This is a genomic window from Lactobacillus melliventris (assembly GCF_042679465.1).
Classification (GTDB): domain Bacteria; phylum Bacillota; class Bacilli; order Lactobacillales; family Lactobacillaceae; genus Lactobacillus; species Lactobacillus melliventris.
This window is the reverse complement of the sequence record NZ_JBHTMT010000001.1, coordinates 175874-197886: the sequence shown is the minus strand read 5'-3', so window position 1 is coordinate 197886 and position 22013 is coordinate 175874. Positions and strand designations below refer to the sequence as shown.

The 22013-nt window shown below is 35.6% G+C and carries 20 protein-coding genes; 4 read left to right on the top strand and 16 right to left on the bottom strand.

Annotation, left to right across the window (positions count from 1 at the left end):
* Nucleotides 1-6 precede the first annotated feature (6 nt).
* Genes ACFQ32_RS00970 through ACFQ32_RS00940 form a run of 7 tightly spaced genes read right to left on the bottom strand, consistent with a single transcriptional unit; the run spans nucleotide 7 to nucleotide 6772 of the window.
* Nucleotides 7-843 carry an AraC family transcriptional regulator gene (locus ACFQ32_RS00970; protein WP_046325006.1) on the bottom strand — a complete coding sequence of 279 codons (837 nt, stop codon included), beginning with the start codon at nucleotides 841-843 and terminating at the stop codon, nucleotides 7-9.
* A 1-nt stretch (nucleotide 844) separates the two neighbouring features.
* Entirely contained in the window at nucleotides 845-1654 is an 810-nt protein-coding gene (locus ACFQ32_RS00965) for an alpha/beta fold hydrolase (RefSeq protein ID WP_046325007.1), read from the bottom strand.
* A complete protein-coding gene (locus tag ACFQ32_RS00960; RefSeq protein WP_046325008.1) occupies nucleotides 1655-2317 on the bottom strand; it encodes a malonate decarboxylase holo-ACP synthase in 663 nt (220 codons plus the stop codon).
* Nucleotides 2305-3972, bottom strand: coding sequence for a biotin-independent malonate decarboxylase subunit beta (gene mdcD, locus ACFQ32_RS00955; RefSeq protein WP_046325009.1), 1668 nt, complete (start codon nucleotides 3970-3972; stop codon nucleotides 2305-2307). The genes ACFQ32_RS00960 and mdcD overlap by 13 nt, the downstream gene beginning before the upstream one ends.
* Complete coding sequence (gene mdcC / locus ACFQ32_RS00950; RefSeq protein WP_046325010.1) at nucleotides 3962-4255, bottom strand: malonate decarboxylase acyl carrier protein; 294 nt, start codon at nucleotides 4253-4255, stop codon at nucleotides 3962-3964. Before mdcC ends, mdcD begins: the two co-directional genes overlap by 11 nt.
* Nucleotides 4256-4269: 14 nt before the next feature.
* Nucleotides 4270-5910, bottom strand: a complete 1641-nt coding sequence (mdcA, locus tag ACFQ32_RS00945; RefSeq protein WP_046325011.1) for a malonate decarboxylase subunit alpha — start codon at nucleotides 5908-5910, stop codon at nucleotides 4270-4272.
* A 4-nt stretch (nucleotides 5911-5914) separates the two neighbouring features.
* Nucleotides 5915-6772: an ACP S-malonyltransferase gene (locus ACFQ32_RS00940; protein ID WP_046325227.1), complete on the bottom strand. Its 858-nt coding sequence runs from the start codon at nucleotides 6770-6772 to the stop codon at nucleotides 5915-5917.
* 157 nt (nucleotides 6773-6929) lie between these two features.
* Between ACFQ32_RS00940 and ACFQ32_RS00935 the strand changes: the two genes are divergently transcribed.
* Nucleotides 6930-7802: a LysR family transcriptional regulator gene (locus ACFQ32_RS00935; RefSeq protein ID WP_046325012.1), complete on the top strand. Its 873-nt coding sequence runs from the start codon at nucleotides 6930-6932 to the stop codon at nucleotides 7800-7802.
* Nucleotides 7803-7900: 98 nt separating this feature from the next.
* Nucleotides 7901-9022, top strand: coding sequence for an acyltransferase family protein (locus ACFQ32_RS00930; RefSeq protein ID WP_046325013.1), 1122 nt, complete (start codon nucleotides 7901-7903; stop codon nucleotides 9020-9022).
* Between the two features lie 59 nt (nucleotides 9023-9081).
* On the opposite strand, the gene ACFQ32_RS00925 is transcribed toward ACFQ32_RS00930, so the two are convergent.
* From ACFQ32_RS00925 to ACFQ32_RS00895, 7 genes are all read right to left on the bottom strand, one after another.
* Nucleotides 9082-9708 carry a hypothetical protein gene (locus ACFQ32_RS00925; protein ID WP_046325014.1) on the bottom strand — a complete coding sequence of 209 codons (627 nt, stop codon included), beginning with the start codon at nucleotides 9706-9708 and terminating at the stop codon, nucleotides 9082-9084.
* A 103-nt stretch (nucleotides 9709-9811) separates the two neighbouring features.
* On the bottom strand, nucleotides 9812-9994 hold the full coding sequence (locus tag ACFQ32_RS00920; protein ID WP_046325015.1) for a hypothetical protein: 183 nt from the start codon (nucleotides 9992-9994) through the stop codon (nucleotides 9812-9814).
* A gap of 24 nt (nucleotides 9995-10018) precedes the next feature.
* Entirely contained in the window at nucleotides 10019-10864 is an 846-nt protein-coding gene (locus tag ACFQ32_RS00915; protein WP_046325016.1) for a MerR family transcriptional regulator, read from the bottom strand.
* 89 nt (nucleotides 10865-10953) lie between these two features.
* Nucleotides 10954-12978: an FAD-dependent oxidoreductase gene (locus ACFQ32_RS00910; protein WP_046325017.1), complete on the bottom strand. Its 2025-nt coding sequence runs from the start codon at nucleotides 12976-12978 to the stop codon at nucleotides 10954-10956.
* A gap of 657 nt (nucleotides 12979-13635) precedes the next feature.
* On the bottom strand, nucleotides 13636-14511 hold the full coding sequence (tsf, locus tag ACFQ32_RS00905) for a translation elongation factor Ts (RefSeq protein ID WP_046325019.1): 876 nt from the start codon (nucleotides 14509-14511) through the stop codon (nucleotides 13636-13638).
* A gap of 40 nt (nucleotides 14512-14551) precedes the next feature.
* On the bottom strand, nucleotides 14552-15355 hold the full coding sequence (rpsB, locus tag ACFQ32_RS00900) for a 30S ribosomal protein S2 (RefSeq protein ID WP_046325020.1): 804 nt from the start codon (nucleotides 15353-15355) through the stop codon (nucleotides 14552-14554).
* A 155-nt stretch (nucleotides 15356-15510) separates the two neighbouring features.
* On the bottom strand, nucleotides 15511-16542 hold the full coding sequence (locus ACFQ32_RS00895) for a GIY-YIG nuclease family protein (protein WP_046325021.1): 1032 nt from the start codon (nucleotides 16540-16542) through the stop codon (nucleotides 15511-15513).
* Nucleotides 16543-16600: 58 nt separating this feature from the next.
* Between ACFQ32_RS00895 and ACFQ32_RS00890 the strand changes: the two genes are divergently transcribed.
* Nucleotides 16601-17215, top strand: coding sequence for a lysophospholipid acyltransferase family protein (locus ACFQ32_RS00890; RefSeq protein ID WP_046325022.1), 615 nt, complete (start codon nucleotides 16601-16603; stop codon nucleotides 17213-17215).
* Between the two features lie 82 nt (nucleotides 17216-17297).
* Complete coding sequence (locus tag ACFQ32_RS00885; RefSeq protein ID WP_046325023.1) at nucleotides 17298-18473, top strand: SAM-dependent methyltransferase; 1176 nt, start codon at nucleotides 17298-17300, stop codon at nucleotides 18471-18473.
* Between the two features lie 73 nt (nucleotides 18474-18546).
* Here ACFQ32_RS00885 and ACFQ32_RS00880 read toward each other — a convergent pair whose 3' ends face one another.
* Together ACFQ32_RS00880 and ACFQ32_RS00875 are read right to left on the bottom strand one after the other, a co-directional pair.
* On the bottom strand, nucleotides 18547-19947 hold the full coding sequence (locus ACFQ32_RS00880; RefSeq protein ID WP_046325024.1) for an FAD-binding oxidoreductase: 1401 nt from the start codon (nucleotides 19945-19947) through the stop codon (nucleotides 18547-18549).
* Nucleotides 19948-20221: 274 nt separating this feature from the next.
* A complete protein-coding gene (locus tag ACFQ32_RS00875; protein WP_046325025.1) occupies nucleotides 20222-22012 on the bottom strand; it encodes an ABC transporter ATP-binding protein in 1791 nt (596 codons plus the stop codon).
* Between the last annotated feature and the right edge of the window lies 1 nt (nucleotide 22013).

Below are 22013 nucleotides of genomic sequence, written 5' to 3'. Positions count from 1 at the left end.
GGCAAATTATTGACTTTTTAATTGTTCACGATATTGTTTAGGAGAAACTTGGTATATTTTTTTAAATAGCTTTTGTAGGCTCTTAACATTAGCAAAGCCACAATGATCGGCAATAATATTAATGGGTAAGTTGGTATTGGCAATTTCCTGATAAGCATATTGTAATCTAATCAATTGGAGGTAATGCATAAGACTTGTATGAACTTCCTTTTCAAAAAGACGATCAAGATAATTTTTAGAGAAATTAAAGTGTTTTGCTATATCGCTAAGTGTCAAATTTTCGGTAAAATTTTGCGAAAGATAAGCAATAATTTCTTTAACTTTATCCTGTTTTTTAACCTCATTAAATGTTAAAACTTCGTTTTTTTGGACTAAAAAATCTTGCAGAAGATGCGAAAATAGTAAATAAAAGTGCCCGAGAATTTCAATTTGAGCATAGTGATTATCCTTCTTCGTCCACAAATAATAAATGGCCGCTAACTCCTTTTTAATAATTTTATTTTTCTTAGGATCGGTATGTTGGGAAACAAAATAGTAATTAGCAATATTAGGCACCATCTTTTTCATGGTTTTTGCAGGAATTAAAAGAGTGAGCGATCTTCTTTTGTCACCTGGAGCAATGTTTTCAACACCATGAACTTCTCCAGAATTTATAATTATGAAATCTCCATCTTTTAAATGAGTTTTATGACCTGAAACAAAATAGTCACCATCACCGTGTACTGTATAATCAATTTCGAGAGATTGATGCCAGTGCTTAGTGATTTGAATAACAGACTTGTTATGAATAATGATTTTAAACGGTAAAATTCCTTGTGTAATGACTATTTCGTGTCGAAACATTTTAATTGCCCCCTCCAGGTAAATAGCCGCTTGCTAATAGAAAATGGCGTAAAAGTTGGTTGAACTGGCTTGGTACTTCTGCCATTATATCATGTCCACAGTTATCCAAAATGGCGCACTTAATGTGTAGATTATTTTGACACATCCACTCGGCAAATTTTGCATTGTAATATGGACTTTGGCGGGAAGCAAAAACAGCCATTTTACGATCAGTATATTTTATAAGATCGCGCCAATCATATTGAATATGCTCTTGTAAAAGGTCCAGATTGCTTTGTCTATTAAAAGGGAACTTTCTTTTAATTAAATTAAGTCTATGAGTTACATCCGAATCAAGTCCATGTAAAGTTTCCTGAGTATTCGGGGCTTTTTGACATTGAGTTTTGTAATTTTGAGCAGTGAAATTCATAAAGCCAAAATGCCAATTTGTCGTGTTTAGCATATATGGACTCTGATCAACAATACAAGCTAAATCAATTAAGCTTGGTTTGCTATCAATTAAAGCAAATAAAACGCTGCCTCCCATTGAGTGACCAATAAAAGCAGCGTGATTAATTGCAAGAAAATCCAACAATTCAATTAGATCAGTAGTTAATCGCCTAAGAGTATGACCGCATGCCGTCCGCTCACTTTGACCCATGTTACGATGATCATAAGTTAAGACCTGGTAACCCATATCCACTATATAAGAGATTTGTTTCAGCCAAATTTCTTGATAACCTCCAAAACCGGTTATTAGCACTATTGGTTTACCTTTGCCGTAGAGATGAAAATTTAAATTTACACCGTCTTTTGTTTGATAATAGCTCATCTAGTTTACCTTTAAAAAATGCCATGGATCAGCCGTAAGGACTGGGCCAGCAGTTGTCTTGACTAATACTTTGGGACTACGGTTTGCTGCGTATTCTGCTAACGCAAACCCATTTTGTCCTTTAACTACCTGAACATCTGCATGAACTTGATATTGGTTTAGCATGGTCATTAATTTTCTAGACTGTTCAATATTAATCTTTCTTTTTGCAACTAAAATTATGTCTAAATCACTTCTATGATTTAAATTATTTTGTACCATAGCAATGCCTGTTGCCATTTCATAAGCCAAGGAGCCTCCAATACCCCAAACATATTCACTTAATATGGGATATATTTTTTCCAGAGCTTGAAACTGAGGCAGCTTTCGCCTTTCAGGAGCTAATTTTTGCCATGATTTGTTTTTTATAAAATAAGCTGGACTATAACGACTTATTACTCGCTTTTTCACTAAAAATCCAGCTAAACGCTGACTCCTACGACTTCCTCTCAAACCCACAGGAATAAGTCCCTGCTTTGCAAGCCCACGTCTGACAACAACGATTTTTGCTTTAGACAAAGAATCCTTTGCCCAGTCAGGTAAAGGATTCCCTTTTAAAATTAAATCATGGTTGTCATTGAATGTTAGCAAGTCATGTGGCCAAACTTGTTTTATTTCTTCCATTGATCAAACACAATCCGGCGCATTTCGTTTGTCGCTTTTCGTCCACTTTCAACAGCAATTGGTGTCTCGTATCTAAAACTTAAATCAGTTGGTTGATTCTTTGTGCTTGCAATTGCTTCATCAATAATTGTTTCAATCTTTTGAGTCGCTTCCACATTAGCATCCCATGAAGAAACGTCAGGCACTAACTTGTATAAAGCACCAAGTTTTTCATAATTATGAATATCATAGGCCATTGCTGGAACGTGCTTAGTAGCCTCTTCAAGTTCCGCAATTGTACGCTCAGTAATTCGAGCGGCAGAAGCTTTAGACATAGCCTGGATTGTGATTGAATCGTCTGTTAAAGCAATAATGCGATTTGATTGCAATCCGTGGGCCAAAAATCCACCTGAAACAGCATCACCAGGAATAAAGGCAATTACGGGATGCCCAGATTGACGGGCTTTTGCGTAAGCCGCAGCAGCAGATGCCAAACTTATATGAATACCAATTAATTCCTCTTTATAACCATAAGCCTGACTTGGTACATCCACCACTAAAACCAGCGGACGCTTTGTCTGCTTATCTTTATCTTCTGCAACAATCTGGTTAACAACTTTAGCTACTAAGAAACCTTCCTGTAAGCCAACTTCACCTTCTCGTACTCGAGGAAAACGATTATGCTCATCAGGAACAATAGCAATATATTCTTTCCCATCTTTTGCAGCATGAAGAACCGTAGAGTAATTAGATTCAGCATTTTCAATTCCTGTCAGTTTTTCAAACCAGAGTCGACCACGTGATTTTGTTTTTGGTTGTTTACTTGCATGAGCTTCTTGAACTTCATGCTCTACTGGATTGTTTGCCGCAAATAAATTACTATACTCCTTGGTATCTAGGGGTTGAGTAAAATCAATTTTATCTATTAAAGAAAGATAAAAATCAGCTTGCTCAGTTCTATGTGCATCCTTATTTTCCATAATTGCATCTGAAATAGCTTCTTTAATGGCTGCAACATCATCTGTAACGACTTCATCAGCAATGCCAGTTTTAACCCTTTGACGTGTGCCTAAAGTGTCCCATATTAAATTCTTATCACTTGAATCAAATTCTCTAACACCAGCTTCTTGCTCTATAACTTCTGGGCCATTCAGCGCAATCCTGGCTTTTGGAGTTGTAATAAGGTATGAGAGAATTGCACTTGTAATAGACATGCCGCCAAAACTACCTACTCTTCCAGGTACAACACCTATTACCGGCACATATTTCTTGAGAGCAATAACTGCATTTTGTATTTCTGAAATTGACAACAACCCGTAATTAGCTTCCTGCAAACGTACGCCACCAGTATCAAGGATAATAATTGGATACTCTTTTTCACCTTTTTTATTATCCTCAAGCGTTTTTTCTAAGGCAGCTACAATTTTTGCACCAGAAACCTCACCAATTCCGCCTCCTTGAAAGCTTCCTTCAATTGAGATTATAACGGCATCCTTTTTGTTTAATTTACCTTTGACGACAATCACACCATCATCACTTTCAGGAACAATGTTTTGTGGTTCCAAATGTGGTGAAATGAAATCAAATTCAGGGCCAACAATTTCGCGGCCTGAATTTTCATCAAGTAAACTAAAAGCACGTTGACGTCCATTCAATTCTACAAAACTATTTTTCATCGTTTAATGCCTCCATTGCTTGAGTGAGGCGAAGATTAACCACGCCTGGGGTCGCTCCAAAATCATGAATAACAAATTTACCCTTTAAAGGATAACGAGTAAAAAAGCGATCAAGAACATTATGCCAAACTTCTTTGAACCCATCACTACCAGTTACGATGTCTACCGTTGTCTTCTCAGCCGGATAAAGTAAGATTTCCAAGTCTCCGGAAGCCACTACACCAACATGAACAAATTTTTTTACAGTTTCTGAATTTTGATAAGTAAAATTAAGTTTCTCCATTTTATTGACCTCCATTATGACCATGATCTGAACTTAGCCGGTGGATTGTATAAACCGTGTGACCATTCGACCAGATCATCCATTGTTTGAGCAGCTAGTAATGAGCGTTTAGCATCTTGTCTGCGAACTCCTAAGTCTTCAGGAAAAGCAACAATCCCTTGGGCGCGCAATTTCTTAACCTCTGCAGAATCAGAACGAAGCCCAATAGGAGTGACACCGGCAATTGCTTCAATAGCAGCTTTACGCTCTTGCATACTATCTGTTTTATAAAGATATGCAATCCCTTCTTCAGTCACAATATGCGTGGTATCTTCTGTGTAAATCATGATTGGCACATTAGCTAGTTTTGCTTCTTTTCTAACTTCCTCTGCGTCCAAATGATCGACAAAAACTGGTTTTTTATTTGAACCAAAGGTTTCAACCATTTGTACCACTAATTTTTGACCTTTTGCTAACGGATTATCGGCCGGCTTTAAGCTTTGCCAGGCTGCAGTCGAATGCCGTCTCCCTGTTGGATTTGAGCCCATGTTAGGAGCACCACCAAAGCCTGATAAACGACCATGAGTAACAGTAGAAGAGTTGCCCCACTGATCAATTTGCAAAGTTGAGCCAACAAACATATCGCAGGCATATTGACCAGCTACCTGCCCAAGAGCACGGTTAGAACGCATAGTGCCGTCTTTACCCACAAAGAAAATGTCAGGACGAGCAGCAATATATTTTTCCATACCAACTTCTCCGCCGAATGAATGGATCGAATCGACCCAGCCACTTTCAATTGCAGGAATTAAAGTTGGAGTCGGGTTCAATTCCCAGTTGCGACAAATTTTACCTTTAAGACCTAACTGCTCGCCATATGTTGGCAGTAAAAGCTCAATGGCAGAAGTATTAAAGCCGACACCATGGTTAAGAGTTTGAACATTATGTTTTTCATAAATTCCGCGAATTGCCATCATTCCCATCAAAATTTGCAATTCACTAATTGCTTGGGGGTCACGCGTAAACAAGGGTTCAAGTTGATAAGGTTTATCAGCAGGAATGACTACATCTACCCAATCAGCCGGAATATCTACCCGAGGAACCTTGTCAACAATTTCATTTGCCTGCACAATGACAATTCCATCGTGAAAAGCTGCTGCTTCAACTATTGTAGGTGTTTCTTCAGTGTTAAAGCCGGTGTATAAATTACCTTCATGGTCAACTTTGTCCGCTGCTACTAAAACAACATTTGGAATTAAATCAATGAACAAACGCCCAAAAAGCTCTAGATAAGTATGAATGTCACCTACTTTCATGGTCCCATCGGCAATCATCTGTGATACTCGCGTACTTTGTGGGCCAGCATATGAAAAGTCCATTTTAGTAGCAATACCTAAATCAAAAATATCAAGATGTTCCGGCCTGGAAATGCTGGACATAATCATATGCAAATCATGAACTTTTTCCACATCTACTTTAGCTAGGGCTTCAGACAAGAAGGAAGCCTGTTTCTGGTTATCACCTTCTAAAACCACTTTATCCTGAGGCTTAATTAAAGTCTCAAGAACCTTAACAACATCTTCCGTTTGAGCAAATTTACCATCCAGAAGCTTACTTGCACTATTTAGCCGAGCAAGCTTTGCATCTCGATGAGAATGCCAATTTCTTTCACTCATTTTATTATCCTTTCCATTTATTTAGTAAAAAGTCGGCATCTGACACTGACATTTCACTTAAAACAATATTAGCTATTTGATCTGTTTTCATTTTTAATAATTTGGTAAACGCGTTCCCGGGAGAGAACTCAATACTAATTTGAGGATTATACTCAAGCGCCACATCGATCATTGTTTCCCAAAAAACTGGATGGATTAAATTATTTGCTAAATCATATTTAACTTCTTCAGCTTTTTTCACAGGATGACCATTATTATTTGCTAGATAAATACAATCAGGATCCTGCAAGTTCAGCTTTGTTATTTCCTGACTCAATTTATTTGCTACTTTTGCCATTAAAGGCGAATGTGATGGGTTGGGAACGCGCAACAATTTAGCCTTTGTCGCACCACTTTTAGTAGCAAGATTTAGTACCTGCTTAATAGCAGAAAGCTTGCCTGACAATGTGTTTTGCAATTCCGAATTTTGATTAGACAAATATACCGGATTTTCTGAGGTATGTATAGTTTTAACCATTTCAGCAACTTCTTGCCGAGATAAACCTACTATTACTCCCATACCATAGCCTTCTGGATAAGAAGACTGCATTAATTTTGCCCTTAAACTAACTAATTTAAAAACATCCTCTTTAGTAATTACATTTGCGGCATAAGCAGCGCCAAAAACTCCGAGAGAATGACCCGCAACAAGATCTGGTTGCCAACCCATTTTTTTAAGTTGATCAACCTCGCTAACTTGCAAAAGCAATATACTTAGCTGTATCTGTTGTGAATCTTGGTAGCCTTCTAAACTGTCTGTTAACTTCACTCCCGTCCAATTTTCAACTTTTAATTTCAAATCTGGGTCTATATCTTTTAACATACCTGGGTTTTGACCTCCCTGCCCAGGAAACAACCACAAACACTTCACGTTATCACCTCTTTGGATCTCACAATATTAGTTTAATCCCATTTAATAACCATTTATAATAGAAAATAGGAATAATAGTTAACTAAAAAGTTATTAATGAAGGTAAAAAATGAACTTAACAAGTCTGAAGTATTTTGTCAGTGTTGCAAGCCTTGGATCAGTTACTGAAGCTGCTAAAAGGGCGTTTGTAAGTGAATCGGCAATTAGTAAAACGATTAAACAACTTGAAGAAGAAATTGGGGTTAAGTTGTTTGATCGTCAAGGAAGAACTATTAAATTGAATCAACAAGGAAAAGTTTTTTACACGTATGTTTCTGACAGCCTTAATTTATTGAATCGTGGCATAAACGCTGTTAGGGTTAATTCTATAAACAAAACCAGTGAAATTAACGTACTTTTTACCGTAGGTTCTCCCTTAATTCCAATTATTGCTTTAAAAATGCAAAAATTACTGCCCAATGTCAGTTTGAACATTCATCAAAGGACAACCTTTGCCAAGGATCTCAAGCAATTCGATTTTATTATTTCTTCAAATAAGATCACCGATTTTACGACAATTCCACTTTTAAGAGAAGAAATTGTAATTGGCTGGAAAAGAAACTTTATGCGAAAAAAGAATATGTTTAATATCACTGAACTAGAAAATTTTACTTTTGTAGGTGAAAATGACGAAACAGAATTACAGCAAACTATCAATAAATTTATGCTCAGTAATGATTTAAAATTGAATTTTAAATACCAGTCAGATGAACCGGCGACTGTTAGAGAAATGATCATTGCTGGATTAGGAATAGGTTTTATTCCTTCAGTAACTTGGGGAGAATACTTTAAAAATTCTAATGCAATTGATATTGCCAGAATTATTCCTAAACCTCCTCATCGCATAATTTATTTAAACACGCCACATCAGACATTAACTGACACGCAAAGATTGTTCAGTAATGAAATTGCCAATGTATTGGTAGAAGCACAATCATATTAAATTACAGAAAATGAGCTTGCATTTTTTTAAAAAAGCGCATATATTGAATTTAACTTCTTAGGGATCTCACAAATCTACTAAGAAAGGTCTTAAATAAAATGGATAAATATCATTATCCGGCATACGAAATAGCTGACATAGGTGATTACCTGAAGGTTTTTGCTTGCAGCGCCGTTATGTCTCAACCAATAATGTCCTTAATTATGGGAGTGGGACAACCATATAATACGCAAGATATTTTTGGCGTTATGTATAATTTGGTTAAGTACACTGCTCCAGCATTTATCTTTGGCATTTTGTATACAACTATTCGTACTAACGATATAGCAGGCAATTTTTCATACCAAAAACATTTACGAGCAAACTGGTCAAATTTGTTTGTTCCTACAATCTGGTGGACTTTGATCTACTTGTTGGGAATGCCCTGGCTTCAGCAAATAAGAAAGTTCAATAATTTTGGTACATTTTGCTGGCAATTTGTCAACGGTAACGCTGCTCCTCATCTATGGTATAACACCATGATGTTACAATTTATAATTTTGATGCCAATTTTCTGGGGAATCAGTCGTTATGTTACTAACAACGTAAAACGGGGTTTATCAGTTGCCGGTATTACGTTTGTTTTGTATTTTTTCTGGCTGTGGTTTTATGACTTTTACGTTTTTCATGGGCCACACGAAAAAAGCTGGTATCTGCTGGATCGTATTTTCATTTCGTTTGCGATTTACGGTGTTTTTGGTGTATTGGCGTGGCAATTTAGGGATTACGTTAACACATTTTTATATAAGTTTTGGTGGCTAATTTTAGTTGTTTTTGCTGCATGCTTTTTCTGGACTAATTTTGAATTACATGGCTTTGGCCATCCGGTTCTTTTTGCAAATGCGCCTTATTATAAACCATCAATGACATTTTATTGCTTGGCTGTAATTGCTTTGGTAGCTGCACTATGTCTATTTAATATCAGGCACAAATCGGAGAAATGTTTAAAAATTTTTCACTTTTTAGCAACCTATGCCTATAGAGCATATTTATCAAATGTGTTTTGGGATCAACTGCTGTGGCGTGGACTAAATATGAGTTATCATGCCGTTTACCATCCATTTCTAACCTTTTTTGGCATGTGGGTACTGACATGGACATTATCCTTCACTTCAGCATATTTTCTTCATATTTGGTGGTCAAAAGCAAAAAAGTTCTTAAGCGGGTTTAGTCTAAAATAATAAATATTTCTAACCAAAAAGCACCTTGACACTAAAAAGAGTCAAAGTGCTTTATTTTTTTACTTTTTTACTATAGAAGCAATGCCTGCCATAATATTTAAGTACTGCTTTTCATTTTCTACAAAAGAATCATTGTTAACAATAATATCTGCTATGTCCTTTACTTTTAGTGCCCCATGCTTGATTTTGAACTGATCCTTATTTTTGGTCCGTTCTACTATTTCGTCAAAAGTAAAATCTTTGCCGTTATCAATTGTTTGCTTTTGGTATTCTCTTTGTGAGCGAACTTCAAGAGGCGCTTCAATGTAAATGTTCATCATTTTAGGACCCAGTTCTTTTTTAAGATAGACACCTAATTCCGAACGGTAGAGGCTTTCTATTGATGCATAATGAATATTTTCTTCTTGCATTTTACCTATTAAACGATATAAAAACTCTTTAAACACTTGTTCAGTGTCTTTGGCATAAAGATTGGTAAAATCTTGTTCTGATGGATGTCCAGTGAACTGATAATTACGTTCTATCATCATTTCTTTTTCTATTGCAATAATCTTCATTCGTTTAATACCAATGCTGTCAAAATAGATTCCAGCGGCAGATTTACCGCATTCACTTAATCCGCCCAAAGAAAACATACCTTTGACAAAATTTTTACGATTTTCAAAATCTTGCTCAGTAAATTCCATTTTCACGCCTCCATTAAAAACTAAAATACTGCGCTGTAAATTAACAGTGCAGTTTTAAAGTATACACGGAATGCTAATCTTTTGCAAGCGATTTCATGATAAATCAAGTGATTTTCATTACAAATTCGGCTCCGTCTGGAGTAGACAAGAAAATAGCTCCAGCTATTAATAAGAAACCGACCAAAAAAGCAATATATTTTGTTGTTTTAGAAAACCGACCAGCAAAGCTAAGATAAATTAATATTGCTCCAAAGGCAAGACCTAAAACCATAATCCAAAACTTCATAAATTTCCTCCTATGTTACTATTTTCACCACTTACTTTTTATTGGTATCCAGGCCTCATCATATCTGATATGCTTTTGCGAATTATCTAAGACTAAAAGTAAGGAAGTTATGATATCACCATTTAAAAGATAATTATTTTCTTTTAAATAAGATCTTATAGAATTTAACCACCCCTTATTATCAATATTTTGAGCATTACCCACTACAACTGTATGCAAGCAAGTTTTGGAAGGGATAGTATTAACACGATTACTATTTTTTAAACCAAAAGCTTTGAAATATTTTTCGCTGATAATCATTTCAATTTCTGGTTCAATTTTTGATGTTTTATTCAAAATATCCTTTTTTCTATAACGGATTGAGCCATTCGTTATCGGCATTAACTCATTCCAAGTGCGATATTCATCTGTTTGTTCTTGATTACTTTTATGAGGACCGTCCATTTCTCGTAAAAACAATGTTTTTAATGTTGGTGATTTTGTTATTTCAAAAAAACGCTGATAGTTTAAAACTTTTTGTAAAAGTTTTATGTTATGAGTCATTACTTCTATGGAGGCTTTAATACGGTCAAATTCTTTTTCAGAATCATGCAAATTTTTTATTAAAAACTCTAAAGCAATATGTTCTTTGGGAGCATTTAAGACATCCAGTGTGTCATTAAGAGTTAAACCCGACTGACTAAGATACCTAGCCATGAAAATTCGATATGTATCATTTAAATTAAACTGTCTCTGTTTATTATTGCCTACTCTTTTAGGGTTGATTAATTTTTTTCTCTCATAATATTCTATGCCTTTAATGGAAATTCCAAAATACTTTCCCAACTGTGAAGAAGTATAAACATAGGGATACGCTTTATGATCTATCATTTTTCTACTTCCTTTGCATGCTTATAGCTATATTAAAGCAGAAAAAAAGACTTTAATATATTTTGTCAAAGTCTTTTAAATTTTTTTAACTAGTTTTCATTCAATTTAGAAACTGCATCTTTAGCTGCAGCGCGTCCAAATACTCCACAATTTAGTAATGACATACCATCTCCAAAGTAATCGATTCCCATTACTCCACTGTCAGCACATGAACCGGCTGCGTATAATCCTGGAACGGGCTTTTCAGTACTGTCAAGAACCTGACCGTTTTCATTAATTTTTGCTCCAGTATAACCATCAGTACAAATTTGTGGCATTCTTAAAATGTAAAATGGCGCAGTTATTTTGATCATATTTTTACTGTTTTTGTGGAAGTCCTCATCTTTTCCTTTTTCACAGAGTATATTGTACCGCGAAACTGTTTCTTTGAGGTTATCAGGATTAATTCCAACATCCTTTGCCAATTTTTCAAGATTATCTTCTTTATAACCAAAGTTTTTACCATGAATTGTCTTTTTGGTTAGGCCCAATTCCGTCATAACTGGGTACTTTTCTGCCGTCTTCTGCCCATAAACGGCATAGCCTTCATCATAACCATTACGCCAGCATCTTTTAGTAAACTCAAATGTGAAATCATCTTCAGAAACCAGTCTGTGACCGCCACCATCAACACATAAGACATCATAGTTTGGTAAAGTAGGAGATTCAGGAATCGCCTCTGGGAATTTATCGCCAAAAGAGACACCGTAAAAGTAATACATAAATTGCAAATAAGGAACATTTATTATTTTGGCATTAACCTGCTTGAAAAAGTTCAAAGCTGATCCATCGCCATTGCCAACTATTACCTCTATATTGGTCATTTTAGGATTAAGTTCCTTAATTTTTGCCATATTTGCGGTATAAGAACCTGTTCCAACTATTACCGCTGACGCATAGATCGACAGTTTATCACCATCTACAGTAGTTGCTTTAACACCTTTAACTTTTCCATCTTCCACGATTAGCTCATCTACTTTTATTCCCAATCGCAGATCTACACCTTTTGCTTTGGCTGAATCAACCAGAGCATGAATTAAAGTGGTTCCCATACCTTTAATAGTGTGAGCGCGTTTTGTTAATCTTGGCTTTTTAGGAGCTATATTAACCACTTTATCCCATTTTATTCCCTGATTTTCTAAAAATGAAATATAATCTGCAGACTCATTAGCTAGCTTGCGTAACAATTTGGGTTCAATATTTGGCTCATCACCATAAACAGTCATTAAATCATTATAAAAGTCATCGGCTGAGTCCTTAATCCCCCTTCTCTTTTGTTCATCCGTATCAGCACCCATGACAAATCCTTGTGCACGGGTAGTAGAACTGCTATAAGTTTGTCCTGCTTCTAGAAGGATTACTTTAGCACCTTCGTCTGCTGCTTCAATTGCAGCACTAAACCCAGTTAAACCTGCTCCAATAGCTATAACATCTGTATGTATTTCCTTATGCTTAGGAGCAGGTTTGTGAATTTTGCGATTTGCAAAAGATTGTGGGTTACCCTCTGCTTTTGAAATTGCTTTTGCAACACCAGAAAGGTATGCATTTGAAGAAACTGTTGCACTAGTGATCACATCAACAGCAGTAGACTGATTTTCTATTATTTTATTTTTTAACAAATCAAATGCCATTCCGCCAATTACTGGCGTATCAGTATATTCTGGCACAACAATATTTGTTATTTTATTATCTTTAAATGTGACATTCATCAAAGCCCTGCCAGTACCAGGCAGTCCCTGGTTTTCTTTAAAAGACTTTACTTCAACTGTATAATTACCATCTTTTACAGTAGTTTCTGTTTCGGCTTCTACACCATTAAGCTGATTCTCAATTTCTTTTAGCGCATCATTAAAACCCTTAGAGGTTCTGGAAGCACCAGAAACAGCATCTACTTGAAAACTCTTATTTTTATTAGCTGCAGTAATTAATTTGGGTAAAGCCTTTTCGCCGATATCTTGGCTTTCATTACTTGAAATTAACTGTATTTCACTTAATTTATTGTCAGCAAATTCTCCTTTTAAAACTATCTGACTCTTAAATCCCTGGCCTTTACCTACAAATGATTTCTTAGTCATCTTTAAATCTCCTTATTAAATATCTTTTACAAATTTATTTTAATTGATGAAGTAACTTCATCGTCAAGATCATAAGTGATAAAAGTCACAATTTTTATAAAAAAAGTATCTTGCTGCCAGTGCAACAAGATACAGTGCCAATTTTTATAAAAGCTCTAGCACTTAAATACATTTCACTTTCCTATGTGATTTTCATTATAAAGTCCGCTCCGTCTGGTGTAGCTATAAAAATGGCTCCAGCTAACAGTAAAAATCCTGCTAAAAAAGCAATATATTTTGTTGTTTTAGAAAGCCGACCAGCAAAGCTAAGGTATATTAGTATTGCTCCGAAAATTAGTGAAAGAATCATAACCCAGAAACCCATAAATATCACCTCGTTTTAAATAAATCTAGTTATAAACAAAATTTTGTCCTTTAATAAATACTGCACTAATTCTAAAAGAAATTCCGCAATAAATGTAAATTGCTTTTAAAAATAAAAGAAAATTTAAGTTTTTTTGTTGAGATAGCTGTTTATTTTATACGTTATCTTGTTTTTTCTTATCATTTAGGCTTGATTAAGATTTTTGTTACCTTAAAATGAGCGTTCAACTGAATACAAAAAGCCCTCATCAATAGAGATGAGAGCTTTTCATCAGATAATTTTATCAAAAATATCTATTTCATTTGTTCTTTTACTTCAGCAGCAAAGTCTTCTTGTTTCTTTTCAATACCTTCGCCAACTTCGTAGCGCTTGTAGCCGACAACTTCGCAGCCTTCTGATTTAGCATATTCTGCTACAGTCATGTCGCCATCTTTAACATAAGGTTGGTCTACTAAACAAATTTCACTAAGATACTTGTTTACTCTACCTTCAACAATCTTAGGAATAATCTTAGCAGGTTTGCCTTCATTTTCAGTTTCCTTAGTGAAAACTTCTTTTTGACGATCAAAGTCAGCCTTTGGTACAGAATCTTTGTTCAAGTATTCTGGATTAATTGCGGCAACGTGCATGGCAATGTTCTTAGCTGCTTCTTCACTGTTTCCTTTTAAGGTAACAACCGCAACAATTGCACCACCATTATGCTTGTATGCACCAAAGACTTCGTCATCATTTTTAGTAATTAAATCAAATCTTCTTAAAGTGATTTTTTCACCAATAACTGCTGTTAAATTAGTGATAGCATCACCAATTGTTGAATCAGCCAACGGAGCTTTCAATGCTTCGTCAACGTTTGCTGGTTTCGCTGCCAAAATAGCTTTGGTAACATCATCTACCAATTTAATGAATTTGTCATTAGATGAAACGAAGTCAGTTTCTGAGTTGACTTCAACCACAACTGCATCGTTGCCATCAAAAGCATATTCAGCCAGGCCTTCAGCTGCGATACGACCACTCTTCTTCGCAGCTTTAGCAACGCCATTTTCTCTTAAAATGTCAATTGCTTTTTCAATATCACCATCAGCTTTAACCAAAGCCTTCTTGGAATCCATCATGCCAGCACCGGTGCGGTCACGTAGTTCTTTTACTTGTTTAGCAGTAATATTTGCCATTATTTTCCCTTCCAAATAAAAACTTATTAATAATTAAAAACTAGTCTTCATCTGAGTCAGAAGTTTCTTCAGCTTCTACTGCTTTTTCTGCATCATTTTCAGTATCAGCATGCTTTTCTTCTGCACCCTTAGCCATTTCAGCTTCGGCATTATCGTCATCTTGACCTTGTTTACCTTCAATAACAGCGTCAGCCATGGCACCAGTAATTAAACGAATTGCACGGATAGCGTCATCATTTGCCGGTATGACTACATCAACTGGATCTGGATCAGTGTTAGTGTCAACCATAGCAACAACAGGGATACCAAGAATGTTAGCTTCGTGAACAGCAATCTTTTCTTTCTTAGGATCAACTACGAATAAAACGTCAGGAATTCTAGGCATATCTTCAATACCACCTAAGAATCTTTCCAATTTATCCTTTTCTTTAGTCAAAAGAGAAGCTTCCTTCTTTGGCAACACATCAAATGTGCCATCTTCTGACATCTTCTTCAAATCTTTTAATCTTTGTACTCGGCTTTGGATAGTCTTCCAGTTAGTCAAGGTACCACCTAACCAACGTTGGTTAACGTAGTATTGACCAGCACGAGTAGCTTCCTCAGCAATTGAATCTTGTGCTTGCTTCTTAGTACCAACAAAAAGAATAACTCCGCCATTTTGAGCAACGGCTCTAACAAAGGCATAAGCATCATCCAACATTTTGATGGTTTTTTGCAAATCAATGATGTAAATACCATTTCTTTGGGTGAAGATATACGGAGCCATCTTAGGATCCCATCTTCTGGTTTGGTGACCAAAATGGACACCAGCTTCAAGCAATTGTTTCATTGAAACTACTGACATATTAAATTCCTCCTACGGTTTTAATCCTCTCAAGCGGTCATTTCAGTATTTCACCATTGTGTGGCACCAAAATACTGATCGCCCTTGATGTTTTCTACATATATGCTAAAACGCATACGTTAAAATAATACTAGATTATTGCTGAAGATGCAAGGCTAAAAGTCAACTTTATGCTCTTTTAAAAACTTTTCTTTCCATAATCTGTTATGGTGTTTAAACCAGTATTCTCTTTTAAGTGCCAAATTTTTATCCTGAAATTCTTCATGATAAATTAACTTTACTGGTCTGCGTGATTTAGTATATTTAGCACCCTTACCGCTGTTATGTGCCTCTAATCTTTTTAGTAAATCATCTGTAAAGCCCCCATAAAAGCTGCCATCACTACACAACAAAACATAAAAAAAGTATTTTTTAATTTTTTCCCTTTTAGCCTTTTCTTGTACAGTCTCACGAATGATACACTGAATAGCAGGAAGATAATTGCCTTTTTGATCGTGTACCTCAATTGCATCTTTTAACACTAATCCGTCGCTACCAGTATGCTTAACTGCTTCAATAATTATCAAATTGCAGTCTTCTCCACGGTGAGAAACGTATGGCTGGATCACTTTTATACTCAAATCATGCTGAAGACAAAAATAAGCAATTTCGTTTAACCGCTCAGGCCTATGAACCATAAACATTTTTCCCTTCATCTTAAGCAGGCCGCTCGCCACAGCAATTATTTCTTCAAGATTAATTAAGATCTCGTGTCTAGCAATGGCTTTTGCTGGATCGGGATTAACTTTATGGTTTGGCGCCACTTTAAAATACGGTGGGTTTACGACAATAACATCATAAGAATCTTTTCTTAAAAATTTGGGGGCAGCCTTAACATTTTTTTGAAAAACTTGAATCCTATTTTCCATATGGTTTAATGCAATAGATCGTCTGGCCTGTGACGCCACTTCTTTTTGAATTTCAATTGCATCATATTTGGCACGATTAAAATAAGCCATATACATTGTGGCTGCACAATTACCGGCACATAAATCAGCTACTTTAGAACTGTCTTTGATAGCATTTTTTGCGGTTGCCGCTAATAACAGCGTATCTAGAGAGAAACTAAAAGAGGTCTTATTTTGAATAATTCGTAAATCATCACTATACATATAATCAATGCGTTCATTTTTCAATAATTTTGCCATAAAAATTTGTCCTCTTCCTCAGCTTTGTTATAATATTCTACATCAATTGGAGGAAATTATGTTTTATCATTTTATTCGTCCCGTAGCTCGCTTTATAGTTTGGCTATTAAACGGACATCTACACGTTAATCATAAAGAAAGAATTCCAGAAGGCAACTATATTTTAGCAGCACCGCACAGAACATGGTGGGAACCAATATTGTTTGCACTTGCCGCTAGTCCCAAAGAATTTATGTTTATGGCTAAGATAGAATTATTCAAAAATCCCATATTGCGCTTTATCTTAAAGCACGCACATGCTTTTCCTGTTGATCGGAAACATCCTGGACCTTCAGCTTTAAAAACACCAATTAAAGGTTTGAAAAATGGGAACTATTCACTAATTATTTTCCCCTCGGGTACCAGACATTCAGCTGAAATGAAAGGTGGCACTATTGCTATTGCCAAGCTGTCGAGTAAGCCCATAGTCCCCGTCGTTTATCAAGGTCCCCTCACGTTTACCGGATTGCTAAAACGGCAACCTTTGGAAGTTTGTTTTGGCGAACCATTCATGGTTGATCGTAAAACTAAGCTTACACATGAAAATGAAGCACAGATCGATAACAAATTAAAAAAGGCCTGGGATAAAATTGATTACGAACAGAATCCAAATTTTCATTACCATCCTCAATAAAAAGAGATAGTTTTACATAAAAATTATTTTATTCCAGTGTTAGAATATTAGTGTAAAAATGTCAGACGGAGGATTTTGAAAATTGTTAGAAAAAACTTTTTACAGAACAATGTTAAGTAAGTCTTTCCCGTTCCCGGTTAAAGTAACTTACTGGGACGGTAAAAGCGAAATATATGGAAACGGTACTCCGAATATTGAGATTATTTTTAACGAAAAGATCCCAACCAGCGCTATTTCTAAAAATGCTTCTTTAGCTCTTGGAGAAGCATATATGGATAAAAAAATTGAAATTAAAGGGAGTTTGCAAAAATTAATTTGCGGAGCTTATGAAAGTGCTGGAAGCTTTTTGCGCTCCAGTAAATTCCGGAAATTTTTACCAAAAGAAAAGCATACAGAAGAACAAAGCGAAAAAGATGTTCAACGTCATTATGATATCGGTAATGACTTTTACAAATTATGGCTCGATCCTACTTTAACTTATTCCTGTGCTTATTTCGAAAATGAAAATGATGACCTTGAAACTGCGCAGTTGGCAAAAATACATCATATTCTCAACAAATTAAATCCGGAAAAAGGCAAAACTTTACTTGATATTGGTTGTGGTTGGGGAACGCTCATGCTGCTAGCTGCAAAGGAATACGGCCTAAAGGTGACCGGTGTAACCCTGAGTGAAGAACAATATAAGTTAGTGCAAAAGAAAATCTATGATCAAAACTTACAAGATGTTGCTGAAGTTAAATTAGAGGACTATCGGGAATTAGGCAATCAACAGTGGGACTACGTAACTTCTGTCGGCATGTTTGAACACGTTGGTAAAGAAAACTTAGGCCAATACTTCGGAGATGTTGCAAAATACTTAAAGAAGGACGGAGTCGCTTTAATTCACGGTATAACTCGTCAACAGGGTGGTGCTAAAAATGCTTGGCTTAATAAGTACATTTTCCCAGGTGGTTATATACCTGGTTTAGCCGAAAATATCGACCATATTATTGCAAATAATATGCAAATTGCAGACATCGAAATGCTAAGAAGACATTATCAAAAAACTTTGGAAATTTGGGATCATAACTTCAACAGCAAACGAGATCAAATTCAAAAGAATATGGGCGAACGTTTTACCCGAATGTGGGATCTATACTTACAGGCTTGTGCTGCTTCCTTTGAATCGGGAAATATTGATGTTGTGCAATATCTCATTACCAAAGGACCATCCGGTAAAAATTTACCTATGACTAGGAAATATATGTTAAACAAGTAAAAAAATATCACATACAAAAAAGCTGATAAAACAAAATTTATCAGCTTTTTTAATGTTAAAACAAGAAAATATTTTAAGGCTCAAAAATTTTTCCTGGGTTGATAATATAATTAGGGTCAAACAGCTTTTTAACTTCACGCAATAAATCAGTATATTCTTTGCCATAAAAGTCTTCAAAGTAATTTGCTCTGGCATAACCAATACCATGTTCACCTGACATATTACCATCAAGAGATTTAGCAGTCTTATATAGTTCAGAAATAACCTTATCGCTGGTCTTGGCATATTCTTCATCTGTCATATTGTCAGAGCAAAGGTAGATATGCAGGTTACCATCGCCTGCGTGACCAAAGTTTGGAATGCGAATATTTAGTTCCTGTTCAAGTTCTTCAATACGATCCAAAACTACAGGAATGTGATTTATTGGTACACAAACATCAATTTCGTCCATTTTTGGAGTGGAATTTTGAATTGCTAAAAGCAATTCTTCACGACATTTCCAAATTTTCTTGGCTTCTTCGGAATCAGCACCCAGGACAACAGCTTTTTCAGCTTTAAACGGCTTTACTACTTCCAAAGTTTCCTTCAGCTCAGCCTTCCACTCATCTTCAGTAAAGGCATCAATACCAATCATAATGAAGCCATCACCTTTTTTAAGTGGAAATTCATCTTTAGCATATGATTCCCATAATTTAATCACTTTACGTCCCATAAATTCAACAGTTGTTGGCACAACACCTGATCTTAGGATAGCCGGAACGGATTTAATTGCATCATTTAGAGTTGGAAATGGAATAATAGCATTTATTGACTTGTGAGGTTTTGGATATAACCGGATTGTAACTTCCGTTATAACCCCAAGAGTACCTTCAGCACCGATAAACAAATCTTTTAACGAATAACCTGACGATGATTTAACTGCTTTGGAGCCAAATTTATATAACTTGCCATTTGTCAAAACAGCCTTGATCTCACGAATATGCTCTCTGGTTACACCGTACTTTATAGCCTTAAGACCACCGGCGTTTGTTGAAACATTTCCGCCTATTGTAGCCCAATGCATAGCAGGTGCTGGCATATAAACAAATGGCTTATCAGCACAAAACTCGTCTAGGTCCTTCAACCTGATTCCTGCTTGAACTGTCATTGTCAAGTTTTCAGGATCGTATTCTAAAATCTTATTCATCTTGATCATATCAAGTGAAATTCCGCCATCAACTGTCAAGTTAGCTCCCATTAAACCGGTGGAATTACCTCTTGGAACTAAAGGTATTGAGTGGTCACTTGCATATTTAACAACGTTCATGACTTCTTCATTAGTTGTCGGTTGAATTACCAAATCTGGCATTGCCCTCACAGTACGAAATTGGTCATGATCCCAGTGCTTTGTGGGATTAGTAATAAATCTTTCTGGATCTGAGATAAATTTTCTTAAATTTTCCAAATCAGTTTCATTGATTTTATGATATTCCATTATAATTCCCTTCTTACTAAAAAGCATAGTATCCTATGCTTATAAATTAATTTACCCTATACTGGAAACGCTGTCAATAGTGTATATATTTATAACGTATATAAATATTTTCCAAGTTAAAAGTCCATTAAAAGTTTGAATTACACTTATTTAATCCTAGAAAATAAAAAATAAAAGCTTTTAATTTGGTTTCTTTTATTAAAAATAGACACAATAAAACCTCCAAATTGAAATAATTTGGAGGTTTTATCAAAGTTTTTATCGACTAACGTTTTTACTTTTGACTGTTCTGTAATGTATACAAGTTATAATAATAACCCTTTTGTGAAAGAAGCTCTTCGTGATTACCCCTTTCAACGATTTTGCTGTCATTTAATACAATAATTTGATCTGCATCCACAATAGTTGAAAGTCTGTGCGCAATAGCAAGAGTAGTACGACCCTTACGAAGCCGTTTCAAGCCCTGTTGAATAAGTGTTTCGGTTTCAGTATCAACATTTGCTGTAGCTTCATCTAAAACTAAAATTTTAGGATCAGTAACTAATGTACGAGCAAATGAAATCAGTTGTCTTTGTCCTTGGCTAAATTCACTTCCTCCTTCACCCACTTTTGCATGATATTTACCAGGAAGATTTTCAATAAAGCCGTCCGCTTGGACAGTTTCAGCAGCCTCTTTTATTTGTTCATCAGTAATATCTTTATTATAAAGACGGATATTTGAATTTATATCCCCATAAAACATGAATGGCTCCTGCAATACCAGGCCAAGTTTTTTACGCAGTTCAGCTTTAGGATACTTTTTAATATCTACACCATCAATTAAGACTTCACCCTGATAGAATTCATAAAAACGCATCATCACGTTTATAATTGAACTTTTACCTGAGCCAGTATGACCTACAATACCGAGAGTTTCACCGGGATTAACGGTGAATGAAATATCATGTAAAATTTCGTTTTTACCATCGTATGAAAAACTGACGTGCTTAAATTCAATTTTTCCTTGTGTTATTGTCAGGCCTTTTTCAGCATTTTGTTTAGGTTCATAGTCAGTATTATCCAGAATCCGGAAAATTCTCTTGCCCGCAACGATACCGTCCTGGAAGAAAGTCATTTGATCCATCATATTAGCGATTGGATTGAAAAACTGTGAGATGTACTGTGAAAATGCGTAAACCACACCAGCTGGTACAAAAGTTTCCCTTAATGGAAAACCAAAGTACATTAAAGTTAAAGCAAGGGCGAGTGAATACAGTAAACTAGTCAAAGGGGAAAGCAAAAGAGAATTAAGATTTATCATATTAAATCTTGTTTTCATTAAAGCTGTATTTTCATCTTCAAAATGATTAGTCATACGTTTTTCCTGCTTAAATTGCTGGATTAACGAAACTCCTTCGATTGACTCATTCAGGTTAGTATTAATGCGACTCAATCGCTCACGGTAACTGCGGTAAAGTTTGGAACTTCTTTTAGAATATTGCCATATTATTACCAAGAGTAAGGGCAGAAAAGCCAACACAATCAGCCCAGCCATCACATTTGTTGAAAACATTGCCACCATGGCTGAAATGATTGAGAAAAACGACATTACAACACTAGATAAAACGGTAAGAAAATTACTCAATGTCATAGTATCATTAGTTACTCTTGAAACTATCGATCCAGCCGGAGTTTGATCAAAGTAGCGCATTCCCAGAGTATGTAATTTTTGATACAATTCCGCACGCAAGCCTTCAAGCGATTTTTCAGAACCTAGGGCAAAGAAGTACTCGTATGTGAATTGTAAAATTCCTTTGACAACTGAACCAAAAGCATAGAGAAAACCAGCAAATAATATTATTTGAGTGGTTACATCTGCTTTTACCAAAAAGTTATCTAAAAAATACTGTAAACCATAAGGCAGCAGAACATTAATTATACTTACTAAAAGCGCTCCAATTCCGGCAATAATCATTTCGTTCTTAAAATGCATTACAAAACGCAAAAGGCGCTTAAAAATGCTGAGCTGTTCTTTTACTGGTATTTCTTGAGACCAAACAGATTGAAATGAGTTTTCATCATCCATC

Coding starts and splice junctions, on each gene's coding strand:
- ACFQ32_RS00970 (WP_046325006.1), bottom strand. CDS start 843: ATGTTTCGACACGAAATAGTCATTACACAAGGAATTTTACCGTTTAAA.
- ACFQ32_RS00965 (WP_046325007.1), bottom strand. CDS start 1,654: ATGAGCTATTATCAAACAAAAGACGGTGTAAATTTAAATTTTCATCTC.
- ACFQ32_RS00960 (WP_046325008.1), bottom strand. CDS start 2,317: ATGGAAGAAATAAAACAAGTTTGGCCACATGACTTGCTAACATTCAAT.
- mdcD (WP_046325009.1), bottom strand. CDS start 3,972: ATGAAAAATAGTTTTGTAGAATTGAATGGACGTCAACGTGCTTTTAGT.
- mdcC (WP_046325010.1), bottom strand. CDS start 4,255: ATGGAGAAACTTAATTTTACTTATCAAAATTCAGAAACTGTAAAAAAA.
- mdcA (WP_046325011.1), bottom strand. CDS start 5,910: ATGAGTGAAAGAAATTGGCATTCTCATCGAGATGCAAAGCTTGCTCGG.
- ACFQ32_RS00940 (WP_046325227.1), bottom strand. CDS start 6,772: ATGTTAAAAGATATAGACCCAGATTTGAAATTAAAAGTTGAAAATTGG.
- ACFQ32_RS00935 (WP_046325012.1), top strand. CDS start 6,930: ATGAACTTAACAAGTCTGAAGTATTTTGTCAGTGTTGCAAGCCTTGGA.
- ACFQ32_RS00930 (WP_046325013.1), top strand. CDS start 7,901: ATGGATAAATATCATTATCCGGCATACGAAATAGCTGACATAGGTGAT.
- ACFQ32_RS00925 (WP_046325014.1), bottom strand. CDS start 9,708: ATGGAATTTACTGAGCAAGATTTTGAAAATCGTAAAAATTTTGTCAAA.
- ACFQ32_RS00920 (WP_046325015.1), bottom strand. CDS start 9,994: ATGAAGTTTTGGATTATGGTTTTAGGTCTTGCCTTTGGAGCAATATTA.
- ACFQ32_RS00915 (WP_046325016.1), bottom strand. CDS start 10,864: ATGATAGATCATAAAGCGTATCCCTATGTTTATACTTCTTCACAGTTG.
- ACFQ32_RS00910 (WP_046325017.1), bottom strand. CDS start 12,978: ATGACTAAGAAATCATTTGTAGGTAAAGGCCAGGGATTTAAGAGTCAG.
- tsf (WP_046325019.1), bottom strand. CDS start 14,511: ATGGCAAATATTACTGCTAAACAAGTAAAAGAACTACGTGACCGCACC.
- rpsB (WP_046325020.1), bottom strand. CDS start 15,355: ATGTCAGTAGTTTCAATGAAACAATTGCTTGAAGCTGGTGTCCATTTT.
- ACFQ32_RS00895 (WP_046325021.1), bottom strand. CDS start 16,542: ATGGCAAAATTATTGAAAAATGAACGCATTGATTATATGTATAGTGAT.
- ACFQ32_RS00890 (WP_046325022.1), top strand. CDS start 16,601: ATGTTTTATCATTTTATTCGTCCCGTAGCTCGCTTTATAGTTTGGCTA.
- ACFQ32_RS00880 (WP_046325024.1), bottom strand. CDS start 19,947: ATGGAATATCATAAAATCAATGAAACTGATTTGGAAAATTTAAGAAAA.
- ACFQ32_RS00875 (WP_046325025.1), bottom strand. CDS start 22,012: ATGGATGATGAAAACTCATTTCAATCTGTTTGGTCTCAAGAAATACCA.